General features: G+C 70.3%; 23 protein-coding genes and 1 pseudogene. 9 read left to right on the forward strand and 15 right to left on the reverse strand.

The annotated features are described in order from the left end of the window. Positions 1–226: 226 nt before the first annotated feature. The 3 genes and pseudogenes from BIV24_RS31170 to BIV24_RS02850 form a co-directional block, all read right to left on the reverse strand. A pseudogene (locus BIV24_RS31170) lies at positions 227–379 on the reverse strand (histidine phosphatase family protein); the annotation flags it as partial. Between the two features lie 39 nt (positions 380–418). Beyond that, positions 419–877, reverse strand: a complete 459-nt coding sequence (locus tag BIV24_RS02845) for a GNAT family N-acetyltransferase (RefSeq protein WP_071364506.1) — start codon at positions 875–877, stop codon at positions 419–421. A 73-nt stretch (positions 878–950) separates the two neighbouring features. After that, positions 951–2,393, reverse strand: a complete 1,443-nt coding sequence (locus BIV24_RS02850; protein ID WP_071364507.1) for an aminotransferase-like domain-containing protein — start codon at positions 2,391–2,393, stop codon at positions 951–953. Here BIV24_RS02850 and BIV24_RS02855 point away from each other — a divergent pair. Both BIV24_RS02855 and BIV24_RS02860 read left to right on the forward strand, forming a co-directional pair. Further along, positions 2,392–3,384 (forward strand): DMT family transporter, encoded by a 993-nt coding sequence (locus BIV24_RS02855; RefSeq protein ID WP_071364508.1) that lies wholly within the window; start codon positions 2,392–2,394, stop codon positions 3,382–3,384. The genes BIV24_RS02850 and BIV24_RS02855 overlap by 2 nt on opposite strands. 96 nt (positions 3,385–3,480) lie before the next feature. Next, positions 3,481–3,687 carry a DUF1918 domain-containing protein gene (locus BIV24_RS02860; RefSeq protein WP_071364509.1) on the forward strand — a complete coding sequence of 69 codons (207 nt, stop codon included), beginning with the start codon at positions 3,481–3,483 and terminating at the stop codon, positions 3,685–3,687. Here BIV24_RS02860 and BIV24_RS02865 read toward each other — a convergent pair. After that, a complete protein-coding gene (locus tag BIV24_RS02865) occupies positions 3,628–4,947 on the reverse strand; it encodes a glycoside hydrolase family 10-like protein (RefSeq protein WP_079167960.1) in 1,320 nt (439 codons plus the stop codon). The genes BIV24_RS02860 and BIV24_RS02865 overlap by 60 nt on opposite strands. Positions 4,948–5,118: 171 nt before the next feature. Between BIV24_RS02865 and BIV24_RS02870 the strand changes: the two genes are divergently transcribed. Further along, positions 5,119–5,979, forward strand: coding sequence for a 3-hydroxybutyryl-CoA dehydrogenase (locus tag BIV24_RS02870; RefSeq protein ID WP_071364510.1), 861 nt, complete (start codon positions 5,119–5,121; stop codon positions 5,977–5,979). Between the two features lie 62 nt (positions 5,980–6,041). Here the strand turns inward: BIV24_RS02870 and BIV24_RS02875 are convergent, their stop codons facing one another. Together BIV24_RS02875 and BIV24_RS02880 are read right to left on the reverse strand one after the other, a co-directional pair. After that, positions 6,042–6,644: a flavoprotein gene (locus BIV24_RS02875; RefSeq protein ID WP_071364511.1), complete on the reverse strand. Its 603-nt coding sequence runs from the start codon at positions 6,642–6,644 to the stop codon at positions 6,042–6,044. Next, positions 6,641–7,564: a hypothetical protein gene (locus BIV24_RS02880; protein WP_071364512.1), complete on the reverse strand. Its 924-nt coding sequence runs from the start codon at positions 7,562–7,564 to the stop codon at positions 6,641–6,643. The genes BIV24_RS02875 and BIV24_RS02880 overlap by 4 nt, the downstream gene beginning before the upstream one ends. On the opposite strand from BIV24_RS02880, the gene BIV24_RS02885 reads away from it, so the two are divergent. Genes BIV24_RS02885 through BIV24_RS02895 form a run of 3 tightly spaced genes read left to right on the forward strand, consistent with a single transcriptional unit; the run spans position 7,547 to position 8,963 of the window. After that, complete coding sequence (locus BIV24_RS02885) at positions 7,547–7,813, forward strand: hypothetical protein (RefSeq protein ID WP_071364513.1); 267 nt, start codon at positions 7,547–7,549, stop codon at positions 7,811–7,813. The genes BIV24_RS02880 and BIV24_RS02885 overlap by 18 nt on opposite strands. 14 nt (positions 7,814–7,827) lie before the next feature. Next, positions 7,828–8,538 carry a vWA domain-containing protein gene (locus BIV24_RS02890; RefSeq protein ID WP_071364539.1) on the forward strand — a complete coding sequence of 237 codons (711 nt, stop codon included), beginning with the start codon at positions 7,828–7,830 and terminating at the stop codon, positions 8,536–8,538. Continuing rightward, positions 8,535–8,963 (forward strand): hypothetical protein, encoded by a 429-nt coding sequence (locus BIV24_RS02895; RefSeq protein WP_071364514.1) that lies wholly within the window; start codon positions 8,535–8,537, stop codon positions 8,961–8,963. The genes BIV24_RS02890 and BIV24_RS02895 overlap by 4 nt, the downstream gene beginning before the upstream one ends. Here BIV24_RS02895 and BIV24_RS02900 read toward each other — a convergent pair. Then, complete coding sequence (locus BIV24_RS02900; protein ID WP_071364515.1) at positions 8,944–9,474, reverse strand: hypothetical protein; 531 nt, start codon at positions 9,472–9,474, stop codon at positions 8,944–8,946. The two genes, BIV24_RS02895 and BIV24_RS02900, sit on opposite strands and share 20 nt — an antisense overlap. 57 nt (positions 9,475–9,531) lie before the next feature. Continuing rightward, on the reverse strand, positions 9,532–9,660 hold the full coding sequence (locus tag BIV24_RS35935; RefSeq protein WP_281247677.1) for a hypothetical protein: 129 nt from the start codon (positions 9,658–9,660) through the stop codon (positions 9,532–9,534). Here BIV24_RS35935 and BIV24_RS02905 point away from each other — a divergent pair. Continuing rightward, positions 9,659–10,066 carry a hypothetical protein gene (locus BIV24_RS02905; RefSeq protein WP_071364516.1) on the forward strand — a complete coding sequence of 136 codons (408 nt, stop codon included), beginning with the start codon at positions 9,659–9,661 and terminating at the stop codon, positions 10,064–10,066. The genes BIV24_RS35935 and BIV24_RS02905 overlap by 2 nt on opposite strands. A gap of 218 nt (positions 10,067–10,284) precedes the next feature. Then, positions 10,285–10,542, forward strand: coding sequence for a hypothetical protein (locus BIV24_RS31175; protein WP_079167961.1), 258 nt, complete (start codon positions 10,285–10,287; stop codon positions 10,540–10,542). 52 nt (positions 10,543–10,594) lie between these two features. Here BIV24_RS31175 and BIV24_RS02910 read toward each other — a convergent pair whose 3' ends face one another. After that, on the reverse strand, positions 10,595–11,140 hold the full coding sequence (locus BIV24_RS02910) for an NUDIX domain-containing protein (protein WP_071364517.1): 546 nt from the start codon (positions 11,138–11,140) through the stop codon (positions 10,595–10,597). Between the two features lie 249 nt (positions 11,141–11,389). Further along, positions 11,390–11,845, reverse strand: coding sequence for an IS200/IS605 family transposase (gene tnpA, locus BIV24_RS02915; RefSeq protein WP_281247678.1), 456 nt, complete (start codon positions 11,843–11,845; stop codon positions 11,390–11,392). 19 nt (positions 11,846–11,864) lie between these two features. Between tnpA and BIV24_RS02920 the strand changes: the two genes are divergently transcribed. Further along, on the forward strand, positions 11,865–13,112 hold the full coding sequence (locus BIV24_RS02920) for an RNA-guided endonuclease InsQ/TnpB family protein (protein WP_071364519.1): 1,248 nt from the start codon (positions 11,865–11,867) through the stop codon (positions 13,110–13,112). 13 nt (positions 13,113–13,125) lie between these two features. On the opposite strand, the gene BIV24_RS02925 is transcribed toward BIV24_RS02920, so the two are convergent. The 5 genes from BIV24_RS02925 to BIV24_RS02945 all read right to left on the reverse strand — a co-directional run. Continuing rightward, a complete protein-coding gene (locus tag BIV24_RS02925; RefSeq protein ID WP_071364520.1) occupies positions 13,126–14,466 on the reverse strand; it encodes an NsdA family TPR-like regulatory protein in 1,341 nt (446 codons plus the stop codon). Between the two features lie 366 nt (positions 14,467–14,832). Then, positions 14,833–17,343, reverse strand: a complete 2,511-nt coding sequence (pheT, locus tag BIV24_RS02930; protein WP_071364521.1) for a phenylalanine--tRNA ligase subunit beta — start codon at positions 17,341–17,343, stop codon at positions 14,833–14,835. Then, positions 17,343–18,467, reverse strand: a complete 1,125-nt coding sequence (gene pheS, locus BIV24_RS02935) for a phenylalanine--tRNA ligase subunit alpha (protein WP_071364522.1) — start codon at positions 18,465–18,467, stop codon at positions 17,343–17,345. The genes pheT and pheS overlap by 1 nt, the downstream gene beginning before the upstream one ends. 148 nt (positions 18,468–18,615) lie before the next feature. Continuing rightward, positions 18,616–19,779, reverse strand: coding sequence for a sensor histidine kinase (locus tag BIV24_RS02940; protein ID WP_071364523.1), 1,164 nt, complete (start codon positions 19,777–19,779; stop codon positions 18,616–18,618). A gap of 123 nt (positions 19,780–19,902) precedes the next feature. Further along, positions 19,903–20,755 (reverse strand): TrmH family RNA methyltransferase (locus tag BIV24_RS02945; RefSeq protein WP_071364524.1); only part of this gene is annotated, 853 nt, incomplete at its 5' end.

Genomic DNA, 20,755 nt, shown 5'->3' on the forward strand with positions numbered 1-20,755 from the left:
TGGCATGACTATACGATTCTCTGCACGTTTATGCAATGTAGGAGATCATTATGCGCACTGGTGCTGCGGGAAGACGGCCTACGGCTGCACCACCCCTTGTGCGCGCCGCATGCGCCCGCGCCGCCCGTACTCGGTTGCACCGGGTCCTGCCAGGCGCACGGTGTGGCGGGTCGCCGGACCCGCACGGGACGTTCTGAGCGCCGACTGCGAGCGCGGGCACCGGCCGTCAGGCGCGCTGCGGTGACGCGGTCTCCAGACGGAGGTTCCAGCGTCCGGGCCGCCCGGCGAGCGTGACCGTGGACAGGGGGCGGACGTCGATGTTCCAGTACGTCGACGGCCGCGCCCTCAGCGCGTACACCAGCGCCGCCCTTACCACCGACGAGGCGCCGCTCAGGATTTACCGAAAGTGTCGGCGGGTTTACGCACCGGCCCCTCCCTGCCGGTCGAACCGCAGCACCATCCAGTCGTCCGGGGCATCGAGCGGCTCGAAGCCGAACTTGGCGTACACGCCGTGCGCGTCGCTCGTGGCCAGCAGGATGCGCCGCAGCCCGAGCGGGGCGAGGTGGTCGCGGACCGCGCCGACCAGCGCGGTGCCGATCCCCTTGCCGCGCACCGACCGGTCGACGTAGACGTCGCAGAGCCAGGCGAACAGCTCCTGGTCGGTCACCACGCGCGCGTACGCCACCTGGTCGCCCGAAGCCGTCTCGTACACCCCGAAGTTGAGGGAGTTCGCCACCGCGCGCTCGTGTTTGTCGCGGGGACGGTCCATCGCCCAGTACGCGTCGGTCGCGAGCCAGTGATGGGTGCGGTCGACATCGATGCGGGCCATGTCGGTGGAGAACTCATAGCCCTCGGGGAAGCGGGACGTGTCAGTCATGGCAGGAGGCTCCCAGGCCGAAACCGTGCTGTCGAGCCGTTCGGGAATCCGTCCGTGGGCCGGTACCGCCGGCCTAACGGGGGCGCGGCATCTCGTCGAATGCGGTGCGCAGGCGGCGTACACCCTCCAGGATCTCTCCCGCCCCCGCGACGCCCGCAAAGCTCAGGCGCAGATGGGCGGCGGGGGGTTCGGCACTGAAATAGGGCCGGCCGGGGGCGACTGCCACGCCCGCCCGCAGGGCGCCCGCGACGAGGGCGGACTCGTCGCCGCCGTCGGGCAGGCGCACCCAGAGGTGGTAGCCGCCGTACGGGACGTGCGGCAGGGCGAGTTCGGGCAGGTGCAGGCGCAGAGCTGCGGTCATCGTGTCGCGGCGGTGCCCCAACTCGGCGGAGACGGCACGCAGATGACGGGGCCAGGCGGGCGAGCCGACGAGTTCGAGCGCAGCCTCCTGCAGGGGGCGGGGCACGAAGAAGGTGTCGACGATCTGGATGGCGCGCAGCCGCTCCAGGACAGGACCGCGGGCGGCCAGGGCACCGATCCGGAAACTGGGCGAGGTCGCCTTGGTGAGCGAGCAGACGTGCACGACGACGCCGTCGGGATCCTCGGCGGCGAGCGGCGGCGGCAGCGGCCCGGCCTCCTCGTGCACCAGGCGCCGCGCGAAGTCGTCCTCGATCACGAACGCCCCGGCCTCGCGCGCGATACGCAGCACCTCGCGCCGACGCTCGGGCGCGAGAACGGCGCCAGTCGGGTTCTGGAACAGTGGCTGGCAGACGACGACGCGCGCACCGGTCGCCCGGAACGCGTCGGCGAGCAGGGAGGGTTTCACCCCGTCCACGTCGACCGGCACGGGCACGGGCCTGAGGCCTGCCGCGCGGGCGATCGCCAGCATGCCGGGGTAGGTGGGCGACTCGACCAGGACCGGGGCACCCGGTGGCGCCAGGGCCCGCAGCGCGGTGGTCAGCGCGGACTGGCCGCCGGCCGTGATCAGCACGTCGGCCGCGGTGATCGCGCCGCCGATGCCTCGCGCGAACCACGCGCGAAGCTCGGCGGCCCCCTCGACGGGCGGCCTCGCCCAGACACCGGGGCGGCGCCCGGCACGCGACAGCGCGGCACCCATCGCGCGCTCGGGCTGCAGCGACGGGTGCAGATAGCCCCCATTCAACTCGACGACCCCGGCGGGCGGAGCGGCCAGGGAGGCCAGCACACCGGAGGAGTCGACAGTGCGCGGCACGACCTCGGCGGAGGCCTCCGCGCTGAGCGCGACCTCCTGCCAGGCGGTGTCCCCCACGGCCTGGGCCACCGCACGCGGCTCGGCGCGGAACGCCCCGGCCCCGGGTCGGGTGACCACGAGCCCCTCCGCGGCCAGCTGCGCCAGCGCCCGTGACACGGTCACCGGGCTCACCCGGAACCGCTCGACCAGCACACGACTGGACGGCAGCTTCTCACCGGGAGAGTAGCGCTTCAGCTCCAATCGCAACCGCTGCGCCAGATCTGCGACACTGCTACGCTCTTGCATGAGAGCACAGGATAGCGCTACTGCAGACACCTCGATAGCGGTCACCACGGCCGGGGCCGTGATCACGGCCGCGCCCCCGGAAGCCGGTACCGGCCGAGGCGCGGCGCCGAATCGCACGGGCGCGGCCGGAGGTCCGAGCCGGGCCGGCACCCTCCAGGCCACCCTCGGGGTCGTCGCCTTCTCTCTCACGTTTCCCGCCACAGCCTGGGGACTCGAAAGCTTCGGGCCCTGGTCGCTCGTGGCGGCGCGCAGCACACTGGCCGCGGTCATCGCGGGCGGGTGTCTGCTCGCGCTGCGGGTGCCTGTGCCCGCACGAGGCCACTGGGCGGGACTCGCGGTCGTCGCAGCGGGGGTCGTGCTCGGCTTCCCCCTGTTGACCACGCTCGCCCTGCAGACCTCGACCACCGCGCATGCCGCCGTGGTCGTCGGACTGCTCCCGCTCACCACGGCCTTCTTCTCGGCCCTGCGCATGGGCGCCCGCCCCTCCCGCACGTTCTGGGGCGCCGCCGTCACCGGCGCCGCCGCCGTCATCGCGTTCACCGTGCAGCAGAGCGGCGGCGCGCTGACCGGCGCGGACACCTACCTCTTCGGCGCACTGCTGGTGTGCGCGGCCGGTTACACCGAGGGCGGCCGGCTGGCCCGGATCATGCCCGGCTGGCAGGTCATCGGCTGGGCTTTGGTGTTGTGCCTGCCGCTCACCGTGCCCGGGGCGCTCGTGGCGCTGTCGTACGAGCCGGTCCACCCCACGATGCACGGTGTGGCCGGACTGCTGTGGGTGGCGGCCGGATCGCAGTTCCTCGGGCTGGTCGTCTGGTACCGGGGCATGGCGACGATCGGGATCCCGAAGGCCAGCCAGTTGCAGCTGGCCCAGCCGCTGCTCACACTGGTGTGGTCGGTACTGCTCCTCGGCGAGCACCTCACCCCGGCCGTACCACTCACAGCCTCTGCCGTCCTGGTCTGCATCGCAGTCACACAGCGGGCGCGGAGCTGACCGGGGCAGGGCGCACGGGCCGGGTCGACCGGCGCCCCGGCCGCAGGCCTGCGGCCACGGACCGATACTCCCGCACGTGACGAGGAGGCCCATCAGATGCGCGCAACTGTGGGCGACAAGCTGGTGCAGCACGGCAGGGTCGTCGGGCAGCACGACAAGGTCGCCGAGATCGTCGAGGTGATGGGTGCGGAGGGCACTCCCCCCTACCGCGTCCGCTTCCAGGACGGGCACGAGGCGGTGTGCTCACCGGGACCCGACACCGAGATCCGCCACAAGGACGTCTCCCGGCCGATCGGAAAGTAGCCGATCGGAAAGTAGACGACCGGGCAGCGGACACGGCCACCGGACTCGGCGCGGGGGTTTCGCCGACCGCCTGTAGTGGTCGGCGACCACCCGTGCCATCGCACCGACAGGATCCGTCGCCACCTCCTTGGCGGCGAAGAAGACGTGCCCGTGCACCTGCGGATGACGTCTGGCGAGGGTGAGGTGCCGGGACAGCTCCGCCGGGTCCTTCCAGGCGGCGGGCTGGGCCGGGTCACCCGCCTTGTACAGCGCCTCACCCACGTACAACTGCACTCCGGTGCCCCGGGTGACCCCGGCCCACCAGGGGACGAGCTTCGCGTAGTCGGCCGCGCCGAAGCCGATGTTCCAGTAGATCTGCGGGCAGATGTAGTCCAGCCAGCCGGACCTCACCCACTTCCTGGTGTCCGCGTACAGGTCGTCGTAGGCCTGCACCCCGGTCCGGGTGTCCGAGCCGCGAAAGTCCGTCGCGGCGTCGCGCCACACCCCGAAGGGGCTGATCCCGAACCGGGCCTCGGGCCTCAGCTCCCGGATGCGGACCGCGGTCTCCCGGACCAGGAGGTCGATGTTGTTCCGGCGCCATGCGGCCCGGTTCGGGAAAGTGCCGCCGTGGGCCGCGTACGCCGCGGCGTCATCGAAGGTCTCGCCCGCGACCGGATACGGGTAGAAGTAGTCGTCGAAATGAACGCCATCGACCGGGTAACGGCGTACGGCGTCGAGGATCGCGTCCTCGACGAAGGCCCGTACCTGCGGCAGCCCGGGGTTGTAGTAGAGCTTGCCGCCATAGGCCACGAGCCAGTCGGGGTGATCGCGGGCGGGGTGCGAGGCGGCGAGCCGTTTCGGGTCGGCGTGGAGGGCGACCCGAAACGGATTGAACCAGGCGTGCAGCTCGAGCCCCCGAGCGTGCGCCTCCGCGACGGCCGTTCCGAGCGGGTCCCAGCCGGGGTCCTTTCCCTGGGTGCCGGTGAGGTACTGGGACCACGGCTCGTACGGCGAGGGCCACAGCGCATCGGCCGTGGGGCGGACCTGGAGGAACACGGTGTTCAGCCCGCGCCGTACGGCCATGTCGAGGTGGGCGCGCAACTCGGTGCGCTGCACGGACGCCGGCAGTCTGGAGCGGGAGGGCCAGTCGCGGTTCACCACGGTCGCCAGCCACATGCCCCGCATCTCGGCGGTCGAGCGGGGGCCGCCGCGGGCCGCCGCCCCTGTCGCGAGCACCGACAGCCCGGCCACCGCGAAGGCCCGACGCGACAGCCGCCCCATCCGCACGCTCCCTACGCTGTGGATCCATGTCGTCACGGATCGTTTCCGCGTCCCCAGCATGCACTGAACCCGGACGATCGATCATCGGTAATTGGGGGTAACGTGCACGATCGGAGCAGGCGCCGTACCACGGAGGTCCTGCCACAGCCGTAGATCAGCGAAAGGGACGATGTGACCGACATCGAGCGCGTCGGAGTGGTGGGCTGCGGCCAGATGGGAGCGGGCATCGCGGAGGTGTGCGCCCGCGCCGGACTGGATGTGAAGGTCGCCGAGACCACCGGCGAAGCCCTGGAGATCGGCCGGACCCGCCTGTTCAACTCGCTGTCCAAGGCGGCCGAGCGCGGCAAGATCTCCGAGGAGGAGCGCCAGGCGACGCAGGAGCGCCTGCGCTTCACCACCGACCTCGGCGAGTTCGCGGACCGCGACCTGGTGATCGAGGCCGTCGTGGAGAACGAGCAGGTCAAGACGGAGATCTTCCAGGTCCTCGACCAGGTGGTGACTCGGCCGGACGCCATCCTCGCCTCCAACACCTCCTCCATCCCGCTGGTGAAGCTCGCGGTCGCCACCTCGCGGCCGGACCATGTGGTCGGTATCCACTTCTTCAACCCGGCCCCCGTGCAGAAGCTCGTCGAGCTGATCCCGGCGCTCACCACCTCCGAGGGCACCCTCAGCCGGGCCCAGCTGTTCGCCGAGAAGGCGCTCGGCAAGCACGCGATCCGCGCCCAGGACCGCTCGGGCTTCGTGGTCAACGCCCTGCTCGTGCCCTATCTGCTGTCCGCCGTCCGCATGTTCGAGTCGGGCATCGCGGGCCGCGAGGACATCGACAACGGCATGGAGCTGGGGTGCGCCCACCCGATGGGCCCGCTGAAGCTCGCCGACCTGATCGGCCTGGACACCATCGTCTCGATCGCCGAGTCGATGTACGAGGAGTACAAGGAGCCCCTGTACGCCGCTCCCCCGCTGCTGCAGCGCATGGTGGAGGCGGGCCGGCTCGGCCGGAAGTCGGGGTCGGGGTTCTACACCTATCAGTGACCTGCGTAGACGCCGTCCGCTGACGGAGCCGACGGGCACCACCAGCACGGCGTTGAGGGCCGCTATCCGTGATCCGGGGGGCGGCCCTCTGTGATCGTTGAGACTCTCAGGGAGTCCTGCGGTGAGGCGCTGGCCAGGCCACGCATGCCAGCAAGCGCCTTTCCCCAAGGGAACGCCTTCGGATTCCCCTGCTTCGGAGGGTGCGATGCGTAGCCGTCCGGTCCGTCGAGCACAAGGACGCCCTGCTCGCGCAACGCAGCGATCGACCGCGCCACCGCTGGCTGCGCGCCCTGCGCCTGGTTGAAGTACGGCATCGTCACGACGGGCACGCCCATGTGCACCGCCTCCGACGGAATGCCGATCGCCACGGTGTCCGAGATGCCTGCGCCCCACTTGTTCAGCGTGGTGCACGACATCGGCGCTACCAGCATCGCATCCGCCCTCGGCAAGACGTCCTTCTCCCAAGGCAGCTTGTAACGCGACCGCACCGGATACCCGGTCAACTCGACGAGCTCCTGCATGCGCGGCTCCCACCAGTTCGCCGCAGACGGGGTGAGGATCAGGCAGACGTCCCACCCGTCGGCTTGAGCGGCGCGCACGCCGTCGTCGATGTACTGGGTGGGCCCTGCAGCGCAAGCAATCAGGTACAGCACTGGAGTCGTCATGCGCGGAGTCCACAACGTTCAGCCAGCGCACGCAACTCGCCCCCGGGACTGGCCGTTACTCCGACGACGTCCTTGACCAGGTTCACTGTGTCAGGTCTGTCCCGTACCTCTTCGGGCGCCAGCTTGTCAGCCTCCAGGAGTTCTTTCGCCGCGTTGTCCTTGCGCCGTGTCAGGAGCGAAGCGCGTGCCATCGCGACGTGGTGACCAGCCTGCCGCTCCCGGGTCATCCCGGCGAGCGCTTGCTGACTCAACTCGTCGGCGGCTTCGAGCGCCGACCAGCCGTCCTCAAAGCGGATCAGCATGTTCACCCGGTGCAGCCCGACGTTGGTCGGGCCGAACATCGTCCAGTCCTCGTTGAGATCTCGTCCCTGCCGCTTGGCGACATCTGCGGCCTCGTCCACGAAGTCCGTGGCCGCCCGCACCCGCGCAGTGGTGCGTTCCTGCGATGACGCGGCGAAGGCAGCCGCCAAATACAGCATGCCGAGGGTGGACAGCCCGAGCGTCCCCTGCTCGACGAGTCCGTCTTCGAGTCGGCGCACAGCGGTGATGGCGAACTCCACGGCCGTCTCCGGCCGCTGCTGGTACACCAGGCTCTTCGTCACCCTCCGGGCAGCGGCCCCGATCTGGACCGGATCGCCGGACCGCTCCGCGGCGACGAGCGCGCGGTCTGCGGCGAGGGCGGCCTGGATCGCGGTCGCCTCCCCGTACTTGTGCAGGTACGACGTCACCAGTTGGTAGACGCGGGACAGTACTGCCTGGGCTTCGGACTGTGCGCCGATGGGGGCGCTGTGTGCTGTCTGCCCGACGCCGATGATCAGGGCGGGCAGCTCGCGGGCGAGCGTGGCGTAGTGGCAGGCCTGGAACGCCTGGCGACGTATCTCAAAGCCCTGTCGGACCCGAAGGTGTGCGCACTCCAGCACCGCCGTCCCGGCACTGCGGCACCGAAGAAGTCGCCCGCCGAGGAGAGTTCGGCGCCGCGCCCGCGCACCAGCCGGGTCCGCGCCAACTTCAAGCCGCACACGGGCAGCCCCGCCCCCGCGTCGACCGAGCCCGCACCAACGCTCGCGCCCCCGGACATCGCACCGAACCCGGCCACCCGGCCCGCTCCCCGGTCCTCCCGCGTACGCATCAACCTGGGCGACCGCGGCCGGGACCGCAACGCACCGTGAACCAGGAGTCGTACATGAACCCCGTCAACGACCAGTACCAGGGAAATCTGCAGTACGCCGTCGACATCGTGCTCTGCATCGATGCGACTGGCAGCATGTTCCCCGTCCTCGACAACGTGAAGTCGAGCGCGCTGCAGTTCCACGACCGGCTCAACGACGTGATGGCGAAGAAGGGCAAGGCGATCAGCCAACTGCGCCTGAAGACCATCGCGTTCCGGGACTTCGGTGACGATCCGGCAACGGCGATCGAGCAGACCGGCTTCCTGCGCCTGCCCGACCAGGCCAAGGACTTCGAACGGTTCGTTCGCGGCATTGACGCGGGCGGCGGCGGTGACATCCCGGAGTCGGGCCTCGAAGCGCTCGCCCTCGCCATCAACTCCCCCTGGGAGACGGGGCTGGACCGCAGGCGCCACGTCATCGTGATGTTCACGGACGCCCCTGCCCACCCGCTCGGCACCGTGGGCGCCTCCGAGCAGACGTACCCGACGAACATCCCGCGCAACATCGACGACCTCTTCGAACAGTGGGGGTACGCCCGCAGCCAGACCGCTGTCATGGAGCAGTCGGCCAAGCGGCTCGTGCTGTTCGCGCCGGACCAGGAGCCGTGGAAGGACCCGATCTCCGAGGAGTGGGACCTCACCTTGCACTTCGAGTCCAAGGCGGGCGAGGGCCTCGAGGAGTTCGAGATGGACGAGATCATCGAGACGATCGCGAACAGCCTGTGATCCTGCCACTGGAGTGGCCCGGATTCCAGCTCTCCTGCAACGAGGGGATCCTGGGGCTGCGCTGGCCCGGCGCTGCGGACTTGCACGTCAAGGCCGAACGCTGCGTCGAGGCCTCCCTGCGCCCCAAGTCGGGTGACGAATCGTGCCAGTTGGTGTTCCGGTTCAAGAGCGCACCGCCCGATGCGACCGACCTGATCGTGGTACGGGTCAGCGTCCCGGCCGCCCAGGTCCAGGGCGCCGAGCAGCTGATCCAGTGGCTGCGGCGCGAGCACGGCGTGCTGGACCAGCAGGCCGACGAGGACGAGAGAGCCGAACTCGTCCGGGTCCCGACGGGGTCGGACGGCTGGGTCCTGGCGCCCACGGGCACCGCCTCCGAGGAGCTCTTCGACGAAGTCATGGACCGGATCAAGAACGACGCCGACTGAGTCGGGGACTCCCGGCCCGCGTAACAAAGAAAGGCACTACAGGGGTGGCGGCAACGGCAAACTGGCGCTGCGCGGACTGCGACACCTTCAACAAGCCCGCGGAGAAGGCCTGCACGATCTGCGGCAGCACCCGGCGTGCCCCCGCCTCCGCTCCTGCCGCGCCCCGGCCCCGCAAGAGCGCTCCGCGACCGGCGGCCAAACGACCGTCACCGGCCAGGCCGGCCGCGGACTGGCGCTGCACCAAATGCGACACGAACAACCTTGAATCGGATGCATCCTGCTTTGTCTGCGGCACCGGCTGGAAGGCGGCGACAAAGCCCGCGGCCAGACCAGCGGCGAAGAAGCCGCCGGCCAAATCGGCAAAGCCCGCTTCGGGCGGCTCGGCGAAGCCGGGGCCCAAGAGACCGACCCCGAAGAAGACCACTCCCTCATCGGGCTCGTCGGGCTCGTCGGGCAAGAAGACCGCCCCGAAACGGCCGTCGCCCGCCAGCTCCACGGGCTCCACGCGCATGGCCTCCAGCCCTCGCCCCGAGAGTCTCTTCCACCCGCCGCCCACCGCCGCAACCGGCTACACCCCGACCGCCCCGCGCCCAGTCCCTCCGCCGCCCCCGGCTCCCGGACCGCGCTGGTCACCGCCACCGGCTCCGGCGAAGAAGAAGAGCAACGGCTGCGTGAGCTGCTTGGGCACCCTCGTCATGGGCATCGTGCTCCTCATGGCCGGCCGGAGCTGCATCAGTGCGCTTGACTCCGGCTCCAGCACGCCGGACGGCTCGGACACGAGCCCGAGCACTGCCGCACCCTGCCCAACGCGCATCGCCGACAAGCTGCCATCGGGTGACGGTGCGGAGCTGGTCGAGGCCTTCCGCACAAGGAACAATCAGATCACACTGTGCCGCACCGGTGGAGGCAAGCTGTACTACTTCGGCGAGTTCAGCGATCAACGCGAGCCGGGCATCGCGATGCCTGCCGAGCGGACCAGCGACGGTTATGAGGCGAGTAACCCTCCCTACCGCTACGACATCCACGACAGCGCCGTGTGGATCTACAAGTCGGACGTACGAATCGGCAAGGAAGAACTGACACCGGAGCCCTCCCCCAGGTGATCACCTTGTGCTCCTGCGCCTACATCTGGTTACGGACTGTCACTTTCGGGTCACTGCGAGCCCGGCACCGTCTCCGGTGCCGGGCTCGCTTCATTCACACACCGTGTGCGCGCCGGACTCGCATATGCCCCTTGCGCACTCTCCCCACGCGCCAACCAGGCGAGTTGACTCTCCATGCGCCCGCAAGGGATATGACGACTACGGAAAGGAACGGACTCGTGCCCGCCCACCCCGAGCATCCTGTCATCCATGGGGAACTCGCAGAGTTACGCCGCCGCCTCGATGTGGGGAACGCCCATGTCGAGGGAGGACTGGCTCTGCTCAGTCATCGTGCCGAAGAAACAGCCAAGGATCTGGACGATCTGAGTGTGCGGATCGTCGCCCTGGAACACACCCGCTGGCCGCTGCCCGCGGTCGCGGCCCTCACGTCCGTGGGCGCGCTCGCCGTGACCATATGGCAGGCCCTGGGGCACTAGCGTCCCAGGGCCTGTGCGGAACCCGAACTTCACACAGGCCCCAGGGCAGGGATCAGGGATGGATGTCCTGCCCGATCCTGAGGTGGTGCAACAGCAGCAGCGCGGCTGCCATGTTGGCGGCCGGGACCTCTCCGCGGGCGACCAGGTCGGGGACGAGCTTGAGGGAGACCCATTCCCGGCGATCCGACTCGAAGTCGTCCACGGGATGCCCGATGTACTCGCCCTCGTCGGCCCAGTAGACGTGGTGCCGGGCGTCGGTGAGCCCGTTGGACGGCTCGACACTCATGAGATGCCGTAGGGGCCCCGGCCGCCAGCCGGTCTCCTCCTCCAGTTCACGGGCCGCCGCGGCGGCGATGTCCTCGCCGTCCTCGACGACGCCCGCCGCCAGTTCCCACCCCCAGCTGTCGGTGATGAAGCGGTGCCGCCACAACAGCAGCACCTCGTTGGCCTCGTTCACGACCGTGGCCACCGCGACGGGCCGCAGCCGTATGAGGAAGTGGTCGAGATGCCGGCCGTCCGGCAACGCGACATCTGCGAGATTGACGCTGAACCAGCGATTTTCGTACACAGTCTGTTCGCTGTGTTTCGTCCACTGCACGGTAATGCCACCTTCCGCTGAGTGAGTGGCAATATCGCAGCAGGACCGCCCACTCAGGCAGCGGGAGCGTCGACTCAGAAGGCTCACGGCGGCGCGCAATCGGCGCAGGCACGGGCGCAGTCATCGCGCACCGATGGAGGCGCGCGGCTCTTTGGTAGTGGGTGAGGCGGTGGTTACCAGGTCTCTTGCAGAAGGCCCCGGTGTTCACGCCGGGGATGAACGCATCTCTGGATTGCTCTGATCCGCGGGTCACAGCGGACGTTGTTGTTGCTCGACGTATGTGCGGATGATGGACAACGGTGCTCCGCCGCAGGATGCGGAGAAGTACGAGGGCAACTGCAGGTGGCCGTGCATGATGGCGTGGTTGATGCGGGCGGTGAACTCTCCCCCAGCCTTCGGCCGGGAGGTGCCCCCAGCCGTATCCGGGCGGGCGGAGACGCTCTTGAGGCTGTTGACCAGCTTTGAGACGGCGGCCTTGGGCGGGTAGTTGATCAGGAGGTGGACGTGATCGCGTTCGCCGTTGAACTCCTTCAGTTCCGCTTCGAAGTCCTCGCACACCTTGCGCATGATCTCTTCGCAGCGTGTCAGCATCTCGTCGTTGAACACCCCGCGCGGGCACTTTGTCACGAAGACCAAGTGCACGTGCATCGCCGAAACGATACGCCTGTCACGCCTATAGTCGTTTATGTCACCCCATGAGGCCAATCGCAGTAGGTTCTTGAGTGTGCAGCTCCGCTACAACTACCGGGCCTACCCGGACGCCACCCAGCGCAGTGCGCTGGCGCGCGCGTTCGGGTGCGCCCGCGTGGTGTGGAACGACTGCCTGCGCGACCGCAAGGAAGCACACGCTGCGGGGTTGCCGTATGTGAAGTCGGCGGAGTTGTCCCGGCTTCGCATCACTCAGGCCAAGCACACCGAGGAACGGGCCTGGCTCGCCGACGTGTCAGCGGTCGTCCTGCAACAGTCTCTGCGGGACCTGGACACCGCCTACAAGAACTTCTTCGACTCGCTCACGGGCAAACGGCAGGGCCGCAAGGTCGGCCCTCCCCGCTACAAATCGAAGAAGGACACCCGGCAGTCGATCCGCCTCAACACCAACGCCTTCTCCCTGAAGGACAACGGCACGGTGTACGTGGCCAAGGTCGGCAACCTCAAGGTCAAGTGGTCCCGCCGGCTTCCGGCCGCGCCCACGTCCCTGACCGTCACCAAGGACAGCTGCGGCCGGTACTTCCTCAGCTTCGTCGTGGACACCGACCCGGACATCCTCCCCGAGCGAGAGGCCGACGCCGGTCTCGACCTCGGCCTGTCCGCCTTCGCCGTCCTGTCCGACGGCCGGAAAATCGACAGCCCCCGCTTCCTGCGCCGGGCCGAGAAGAAACTCAAGCGCCTTCAGCGGGAGCTGTCCCGCAAGGCCAAAGGGTCGAAGAACCGGGCCAAGGCCCGCATCAAGGTCGCACGCCAGCACGCCAAGGTGGCGGGCCGGCGCCGGGACTGGCACCACAAGGTATCCACACAGATCATTCGCGACAACCATGCGGTGTACGTGGAAGACCTCGCGGTGTCCGGCCTCGGCCGCACCCGGCTCGCCAAGTCCGTGCACGACGCGGGATGGTCCGCGTTCGTCGGCATGCTGGAGTACAAGGCCGTCAAGCACGGCCGCACCTTCGCCAAGGTGAACCGTGCCTTCCCGTCCTCTCAGGTCTGCTCGGCCTGCGGATTCAGGGACGGCCCCAAGCCCCTGCACGTCCGGGAGTGGACGTGCGGCGAGTGCGGCACCGTGCACGACCGCGACCACAACGCAGCACGCAACGTCCTGTTCGAAGGACGCCGTATCGTCGCCGCCGGACGGGCGGAGACGCTAAACGCCTCGTGGAGCGCCGGTAAGACCAGGACGAAAGTCCCGGCACAGCGCAGTGAAGCAGGAAGCCCCCGGACGGGTCAGCCGACCCAGGCCGGAATCCCCGGACTCTAGGCCAGGGAGCACGTCAAAGCGGTACGCGCAGTGCCCCGTCGATGAGTTCGGCCGCCTCCGCCGTGCCGGCACAGCCGCTGCGCACGAGGTGTTCGCGCACCGCCCGAAGTCTGTCGCGCAGCCGCATGGACTCCACCCCCCGCGCCCGCTCCGTCATCTCGACCGCGGTGGCCGCCGCCTTGTCGGCGTTGCCCTGGCGCAGTTCGATCTGGCTGAGTATGGCGAGCCGGTGCACCCGGCCGCGATCGTGCGCGGGCGTGTCGACGGCGGCCGCGGCGTGTTCCCCCGCGGCCACCAGGTCCCCGAGGCTGAGCAGCGCCTCCGCGACCTGGACGTTGACGAGTCCGGGCTGGACGTAGCCGGTCTCGTCCGGTTCGTGGCCGCGCCGGATACGCTCGGCGGCCGTCTCGGCCTGCCGGATGCAGGACAGTGCGCTCGTGGCATCACCGAGGTGCGCGTACGCCTTCGCCTGCATCGCGTACAGATCGGAGGCGAGCGCCGGGGTGGTGTGCCTGCCCGCGGTGCGCAGCGCGGCTTCGGCGAACGCGACGGCCTGCCGGTACTCCTTCATGAACAGCGACTGGTTGACCAGCAGGGCGATCACATACGCGCCAAGTCCCCGGTCTCCGCTGGCCTTTGCCAGACGCAGGGCCTGGTGGAAGTAGCGCTGGGCGAGGCCATGGGCGTCCGAGTCGTAGGCGCAGATGCCGACGACCGCCACCAGTCCGCCGGTGGCCCGGTGCAGTTGGCGGCCCAGGGCGTCGGTGTAGCAGCCGCGCAGCAGGGGCGCCGTCTCGGAGTTGAGGAAGCCGACGATACGGCTGCGGGTCGCGATGCCGCCTGCCTTGCGGTACATCTGCTCGTAGTGGGCTCGGGCGGCGCGCAGCATCTCTATGTCGGCTGGGGTGACGCGGTGCCGGCCACCACGGGAGACGTCCACGTCCTCGGGCGGGTTCTCCCACTCCCACACCGGCATGACGGCGGGCGTGCCGGTGACGGCCGGGGCGCCCAGGACATGCGGGCGTTGCTGTTCGTCGGAGCGCCACAGGGCGGTTGCCCGTTCGACGAAGCCGGACAGACTCGAGCCGTGCAAGCTGGCCGGTTCACCGGGGACGCCGAGACCGATGTCGTCGAGGGTCACCGGGCGGTGCAGCCGGGCGGCGAGCACCTCGCAGATCACGTCGGGCACCTGGCCGCGCGGGCGCTGACCCTTCAACCACCGTGCCACGGCGGTGTGTTCGTATCTCAGCGTGAGTCCGCGCGCTCGCCCCGCCTGGTTGACGTGTGCGGCGAGTCCCGCGTGGGAGATCCCGGCCTCGTCGAGAATCGCGTCGAGCAGTGTGTTGGGTTGCATGGGTGGCCCCCGGTGGCTCGTTGCGGACAGCGTAGTGCGTCCCGGTTCACACGGGGTGTGAACCGAATGCGCGAATCCGGGTGGTGCGTGCGCTGTCGCGGCGAGTTCGGGGCCGGTTGACTGAGAGGCCTCGCAAGAGGCCGACCGGGCCGTCGGCTCCCCCTCGTACAGTGCGGCGGCCCGCGTCCGCGCCGTCCGCCCGGCTGCCTGCCCGGCACTCCGTGGCGGGGCGGACGGCGTGTCGGCGACGGCGCTCCACCGGGGCGCCGGGTCGGTACAGGTGGTTCGTCGGGTGCGCCTGTCGCGCAGAACCCCGCGGCCCTGGCAAGGGGCGCGGGGTTCTGCGCGACACGTCAAGGAGCGGCGTCAGCTCCGCAGTTCGGCTCCCGTGCGCTCAGTGGCCAGCGCCACTGCCGCATCGCGGGCCGCGGAGGCCTCGTCGACGGTCAGCGTGCGGTCGGGAGCGCGGAAGCGCAGCGCGTACGCCAGCGACTTCCTCCCCTCGCCGAGCTGCTCGCTCTCGTAGACGTCGAACAGCCGGAGGGACTCCAGCAGTTCGCCGGCGCCCTCGCGCAGCGCGGCCTCGACGTCCGCGTGCGGCACCGTGTTGTCGACGACCAGCGCGACGTCCTGGGTGGCGACGGGGAAGGTGGAGATCCGCGGGCCCTTGACCAGGCCGGTGCCCGCCTGCTCCAGCGCGTCCAGGTCCAGCTCCATCGCGCAGGTGCGCGCGGGCAGGCCCAGGGTCTTCACGACGCCGGGGTGCAGCTCGCCCGCGTACCCGATGACCTGCTCGGTCCCGTCGATCGCCACGGCCAGCTCGGCGCAGCGGCCGGGGTGCCACGGACCGTACTGGCCCTTGCGGACGATGAGCTCGGCGCCCACCTCACGGGCGACGGTACGAGCGGCCTCGACGGCGTCGGCCCAGTCGGCCGGGCGGCCCTTGCCCCACCAGCCGGTCTGCTCGCGGGCGCCCGCGAGGACGACCGCGGCGTGCCGCGGCTGCTCCGGGAGCGCCGCCGTGAGGGACGCGATCTCCTCGTCGGTCGGGCGGCGGTCGACGGGCAGACGCGCGGCGGTGCGCTGCTCCTCGCGCGGCTGGAAGACCAGCCCGGTCTCGAAGAGCGCGAGGTCGTGCGAGCCTCGGCCGTCGTTGCGGCGCAGCGCGCCGAGCAGGCCTGGCAGCAGCGTCGTACGGAGAGCGGGCTCCTCGTCGGAGAGCGGGTTGACCAGCTTGACGACCTTGCGGTTCGGGTCGTCGTCGGCCAGGCCGAGCTGGTCGAAGATCTGCTCGCCGATGAACGGGTAGTTCAGCGCCTCGACATAGCCGGCGCCGGCCAGCGCACGCCCGATGCGGCGCTGCAGCCGCTGCCGGTCGGTCAGTCCGAGACCGGCCGGGGGCTTCGGCAGCGTGGAGGGCAGGTTCTCGTAGCCCTCCAGCCGGATGACCTCCTCGGCCAGGTCGTTCGGGTCGGTCAGGTCGGGCCGCCAGGACGGGACGGTGACGATCAGTTCGTCCTGCCCGTAGACGTCGCAGCCGACCTCCTGGAGCCTGCGTACGACGGTCTCGCGGCCGTACTCGACGCCCGCCACCTTGTCCGGGTGGTCGGCCGGGATGGTGATGGTGCGCGGCGCGGACGGCGCGATGACCTCGGTGACGCCCGCGTCGGCGGTGCCACCCGCGAGCAGCACCAGCAGGTCGACGGTGCGCTGGGCGGCGGCCGAGGCCGCCTGCGGGTCGACGCCGCGCTCGAAGCGGCGGGACGCCTCGGAGGACAGCTTGTGGCGACGGGCCGTGCGCGCGATGGAGACCGCGTTGAAGTGGGCGGCCTCGATCACGACGTCGGTGGTGGCACCGGCCTCGTGGTCGTCGTCCGCGATCTCCGTGTTGGCGCCGCCCATGACGCCCGCCAGCCCGATGGGGCCGCGGTCGTCGGTGATCACGAGGTCCTCGGCGTCCAGCTTGCGCGTGACGCCGTCGAGGGTGCCGAGCTGCTCGCCCTGCTGGGCCCGGCGCACGCCGATCGGTCCCTGGATACGGGACCGGTCGTACGCGTGCAGGGGCTGGCCCAGCTCCAGCATCACGTAGTTGGTGACGTCGACGGCGAGCGAGATCGGGCGCATGCCCGCCTTCTGCAGCCGGCGCTGCAGCCAGATCGGGGAGCGGGCCTCAGGGGCGAGGCCGGAGACCGTACGGGCGGTGAAGCGGTCGCAGCCGAGCGGTTCGGAGATCTTCACCGGGTAGCCGAAGGCGTTCGGAGCCGGGACGTCGAGCAGCGCCGGGTCGCGCAGCGGCAGGCCGTAGGCGATGGCGGCCTCGCGGGCGATGCCGCGCAGCGAGAGGCAGTAGCCGCGGTCGGGGGTGACCGCGATGTCGAGGACCTCGTCGACCAGCTCCAGCAGCTCGATCGCGTCGGTGCCGACCTCGTACTCCGGCGGCAGGACGATGATGCCCTTGCTGCCGTCGTCGCCCATGCCCAGCTCGTCGCTGGAGCAGATCATGCCGTGCGACTTCTTGCCGTACGTCTTGCGGGCGGAGATCGCGAAGCCGCCGGGCAGCACGGCGCCCGGCAGGACCACGACGACCTTGTCGCCGACGGAGAAGTTACGGGCGCCGCAGACGATCTCCTGGGGCTCGCCCGTGCCGTTGGCCTGGCCGACGTCGACCGTGCAGAAGCGGATCGGCTTCTTGAAGCCGTCCAGCTCCTCGATGGTGAGCACCTGGCCGACGGCCAGCGGACCCTTGAGGTCGGCGCCGAGCTGCTCGACCGTCTCGACCTCGAGACCAACCGAAATGAGCTTGGCCTGGACGTCGCGCCCGGTCTCCGTCGCCGGCAGGTCGACGTACTCCCGCAGCCAAGAAAGCGGGACCCGCATCAGATCTCCATCCCGAACGGCCGGGTGAACCGAACGTCACCCTCGACCATGTCTCGCATGTCTTCGACGTTGTGGCGGAACATCAGCATCCGCTCGATACCGAACCCGAAGGCGAATCCGCTGTACTTCTCCGGGTCCACACCGCAGGCGACCAGCACCCGCGGGTTGACCATGCCGCAGCCGCCCAGCTCGATCCAGCCCTCGCTGGAGCAGGTGCGGCAGGGCCGGTCGGGGTTGCCGACGGACTCGCCCTTGCAGACGTAGCAGAGCATGTCCATCTCGGCGGACGGCTCGGTGAAGGGGAAGTAGTTCGGCCGCAGCCGGGTCGTCATCTCCGGGCCGAAGAGCGACTGGACCATGTGGTCCAAGGTGCCCTTGAGGTTCGCCATGGTCAGGCCCTCGTCGATGGCGAGCAGCTCGATCTGGTGGAAGACCGGGGTGTGCGTGGCGTCCAGCTCGTCGGTGCGGTACACCCGGCCGGGGCAGACGACGTAGACGGGCGGCTCGCGGTCGAGCAGGGAGCGGGCCTGCACGGGCGAGGTGTGGGTGCGCAGCACCACACCGGACTCGCCGTGGTCGCCCTTGGGGCCCTCGACGAAGAAGGTGTCCTGCATCTGCCGGGCCGGGTGGTCGGGCGTGAAGTTCAGGGCGTCGAAGTTGAACCACTCCGCCTCGACCTCGGGGCCCTCGGCGATCTCGTACCCCATGGACACGAACACGTCCGCAACCCGCTCCATGAACGTGGTCAGCGGGTGCCGGGCTCCGGCGGGCACGCGGTCGAAGGGCAGGGTGACATCCACCGACTCCTCGACCAGCACGCGGGCGTCCCGCTCGGCCTCCAGCTCGGCCTGGCGGGCGGCGAGGGCCTTGTTCACGGCGCCGCGGGCCATGCCGACGCGCTTGCCGGCCTCGGCCTTGGCGTGCGGGGGCAGGGCGCCGATCTCGCGGTTGGCGAGGGCCAGCGGCGAGGCCGGGCCGGTGTGCGCGACCTTGGCCTCGTGAAGGGTTTCGAGAGAGTCCGCGGCGGCGAAGGCGGCGAGCGCCTCGTCCCGCATGCGCTCGATCTCTTCCGGTTTCAAGGCCTCGACCTCGACAGGGTCGTACGACTTATTCGGTGCCGACATCTCTTCCCGTGCTTCCGATTGGCTGGCTGAAGGTCCCCGTCACTCGTCCGATGACATATCGTCGCCGACTTCGGGACGCAAAGGTGCCAAAGGCCGAGTCTAACGGGGCTGAGCTAAGGGAACGCGCCCGTGGGTCCTCGACCGGCTCTTACTGCAGGTGCGCCGGGGTGCCCACGGGCAGGGTAAATCGGAACTCGGCGCCGCCGCCGCGGGCGCGTCCGACCGTGATGGTGCCGCCGTGGGCCTCGACGATGCCCTTGACGATATAGAGCCCGAGGCCCGTGCCGCCGCGTTTGCTGCCCCGCCAGAAGCGGGTGAAGACGCGGTTCATGGATTCCTCCGGGATGCCGGGACCCTCGTCGCTCACCGTGACCGACGTGGCGGTGTTCTCCTCGTGCCCCTCGTTCCCCCCGTCCGCCCCTTCGCGTGGGGAAGGCGAGGGCATGACGTCAATCGTGACGGTTCCCCCGCCGTGCCGCACGGCATTTTCGAGGAGGTTGCCGAGCACCTGGTCGATCTTGTCGGGATCGGCCCAGAGCGAGGGCAGGGGCTGTTCGATGCGCAGCAGGAACCGGTCGGCGGGCTGGCCCGCGGTGACGTGCGCGTGGATGTGCCGTCCGACGGCCGCGCCGATGTCGACGGGCTGGCGGCGCACCTCCAGCCGCCCGGAGTCGATCCGTGAGATGTCCAGCAGTTCGGCGATCAGCCGTGTGACCCGGTCGGCGTCGGCGTCGACGGTCTCCAGCATCAGCCGCTTCTGGTCGTCGGTGAAGCGCTCCCACTTGGCGAGCAGGGTGGCCGTGAAGCCCTTGACGGACGTGAGGGGCGAGCGCAGCTCATGGGCCACGGTGGCGATCAGCTCGGCGTGGCTGCGCTCGGTGCGGCGCCGCGCCTCGGTGTCGCGAAGACAGACGACGACGCGGCGGATGGGCCCGGTGGGCCAGGTGCGGAGGTATCGGGCCGAGACGAGGACCTCTCGCCCGCCGGGCAGCAGCAGATTGCGCTCGGGCTGCCGCACACGGATGGTGAGCCCGCCGTACGGATCGGTGAGCTGCCACCAGCGCCGCCCCTCCAGATCCTCCAACGGCAGGGCTTCCTCCAGCCACTGTCCGAGCGCGTCGGCTGCGCGCACGGCGGTGATGCGTTCGGCCTCGGCGTTGAAGCAGATCACCCGGCCGTGCTCATCGGCGATCACGAGTCCGTCGGGCAGTTCGTCCGGGTCGATGCCGGGTTCGGCGAGATCACCGCGCCGGAACGCGGGCGCGGGGCGCGCGTCCCGTGCTCCCGGTGCCCTGCTCGTGCCGACCCTCATCCCCGTACCCCACCTCTCGTCCGGCGTGGGTGCCTCCCTGCTCATGAGGGTCCCCCGCCGAAGCGGAGCCGAGAGGTGGGGGAAAGCTCTGAGCGTGGGAGGGCCCCCGAGCCCGCCACCCTACTAGCCGGGGGTGACGAAGCGGCACCCACCGGAGGCACGCTGTGCACGGGCGGACGCGTAGAGGCATACGGCGGCGGCGGTCGCGAGGTTCAGGCTCTCCGCCATCCCGTGGATGGGCACGCGTACGACGGCGTCGGCCAGCGCGCGCGTCTCCTCCGGCAGACCCCAGGCCTCGTTGCCGAACACCCAGGCCGTGGGCCCGCCCATGGTGCCCTTGTCGAGCTCGGCGTCGAGGTCGTGCTCGCCCGCGCCGTCGGCGGCCAGGATCCGGACGCCGGCGTCCTTGAGCCCGGCCACGGCACGCTCGACAGGGACGCCGACGGCGACGGGAAGGTGGAAGAGGGAGCCGACGGAGGCGCGGACGGCCTTGGGGTTGTAGAGGTCGACCGAGGCGTCGGTGAGGACGACTGCTTCGGCCCCGGCGGCGTCGGCACAGCGCAGCACGGTCCCGGCGTTCCCGGGGTCGCGGACGTGTGCGAGGACGGCGACGAGCTTGGGGCGTGCCGCGAGGATCTCGTCGAAGGGCGTGTCGAGGAACCGGCAGATTCCGACGAGGCCCTGCGGGGTGACGGTCGTGGAGATGTCGGCGATCACCTCCTCGGCCGCGAGGTGGAGGCGGGCGCCCGCGCTTCGTGCCTCGGCCACGATGTCGGCGTACCGCTCAGCGGCGTCGGGGGTGGCGAACAGCTCGACGAGGGTGGCCGTGCCGCCGGCCCGGTGCCCGGCGGCCTCCCGTACGGCCTGCGGCCCCTCCGCGAGGAACAGCCGCTCCTTCCCCCGGAAGTTCCGCTTGGCCAGCCGCCGCGCGGCCAGGACGCGGGGGGAGCGGGGGGAGATCAGCTCGGGGGTGGCG

It is taken from the genome of Streptomyces colonosanans, from assembly GCF_001866645.1.
Classification (GTDB): domain Bacteria; phylum Actinomycetota; class Actinomycetes; order Streptomycetales; family Streptomycetaceae; genus Streptomyces; species Streptomyces colonosanans.

What these genes read in the sequence shown, in the direction of transcription:
- BIV24_RS02845 (WP_071364506.1), bottom strand. Translation starts at nt 877, where the DNA reads ATGACTGACACGTCCCGCTTCCCCGAGGGCTATGAGTTCTCCACCGAC.
- BIV24_RS02855 (WP_071364508.1), top strand. Translation starts at nt 2,392, where the DNA reads ATGAGAGCACAGGATAGCGCTACTGCAGACACCTCGATAGCGGTCACC.
- BIV24_RS02850 (WP_071364507.1), bottom strand. Translation starts at nt 2,393, where the DNA reads ATGCAAGAGCGTAGCAGTGTCGCAGATCTGGCGCAGCGGTTGCGATTG.
- BIV24_RS02860 (WP_071364509.1), top strand. Translation starts at nt 3,481, where the DNA reads ATGCGCGCAACTGTGGGCGACAAGCTGGTGCAGCACGGCAGGGTCGTC.
- BIV24_RS02865 (WP_079167960.1), bottom strand. Translation starts at nt 4,947, where the DNA reads ATGGGGCGGCTGTCGCGTCGGGCCTTCGCGGTGGCCGGGCTGTCGGTG.
- BIV24_RS02875 (WP_071364511.1), bottom strand. Translation starts at nt 6,644, where the DNA reads ATGACGACTCCAGTGCTGTACCTGATTGCTTGCGCTGCAGGGCCCACC.
- BIV24_RS02890 (WP_071364539.1), top strand. Translation starts at nt 7,828, where the DNA reads ATGAACCCCGTCAACGACCAGTACCAGGGAAATCTGCAGTACGCCGTC.
- BIV24_RS02900 (WP_071364515.1), bottom strand. Translation starts at nt 9,474, where the DNA reads ATGCGCGTGGAGCCCGTGGAGCTGGCGGGCGACGGCCGTTTCGGGGCG.
- BIV24_RS02905 (WP_071364516.1), top strand. Translation starts at nt 9,659, where the DNA reads ATGGGCATCGTGCTCCTCATGGCCGGCCGGAGCTGCATCAGTGCGCTT.
- BIV24_RS35935 (WP_281247677.1), bottom strand. Translation starts at nt 9,660, where the DNA reads ATGACGAGGGTGCCCAAGCAGCTCACGCAGCCGTTGCTCTTCTTCTTC.
- BIV24_RS02925 (WP_071364520.1), bottom strand. Translation starts at nt 14,466, where the DNA reads ATGCAACCCAACACACTGCTCGACGCGATTCTCGACGAGGCCGGGATC.
- pheT (WP_071364521.1), bottom strand. Translation starts at nt 17,343, where the DNA reads ATGCGGGTCCCGCTTTCTTGGCTGCGGGAGTACGTCGACCTGCCGGCG.
- pheS (WP_071364522.1), bottom strand. Translation starts at nt 18,467, where the DNA reads ATGTCGGCACCGAATAAGTCGTACGACCCTGTCGAGGTCGAGGCCTTG.
- BIV24_RS02940 (WP_071364523.1), bottom strand. Translation starts at nt 19,779, where the DNA reads ATGAGGGTCGGCACGAGCAGGGCACCGGGAGCACGGGACGCGCGCCCC.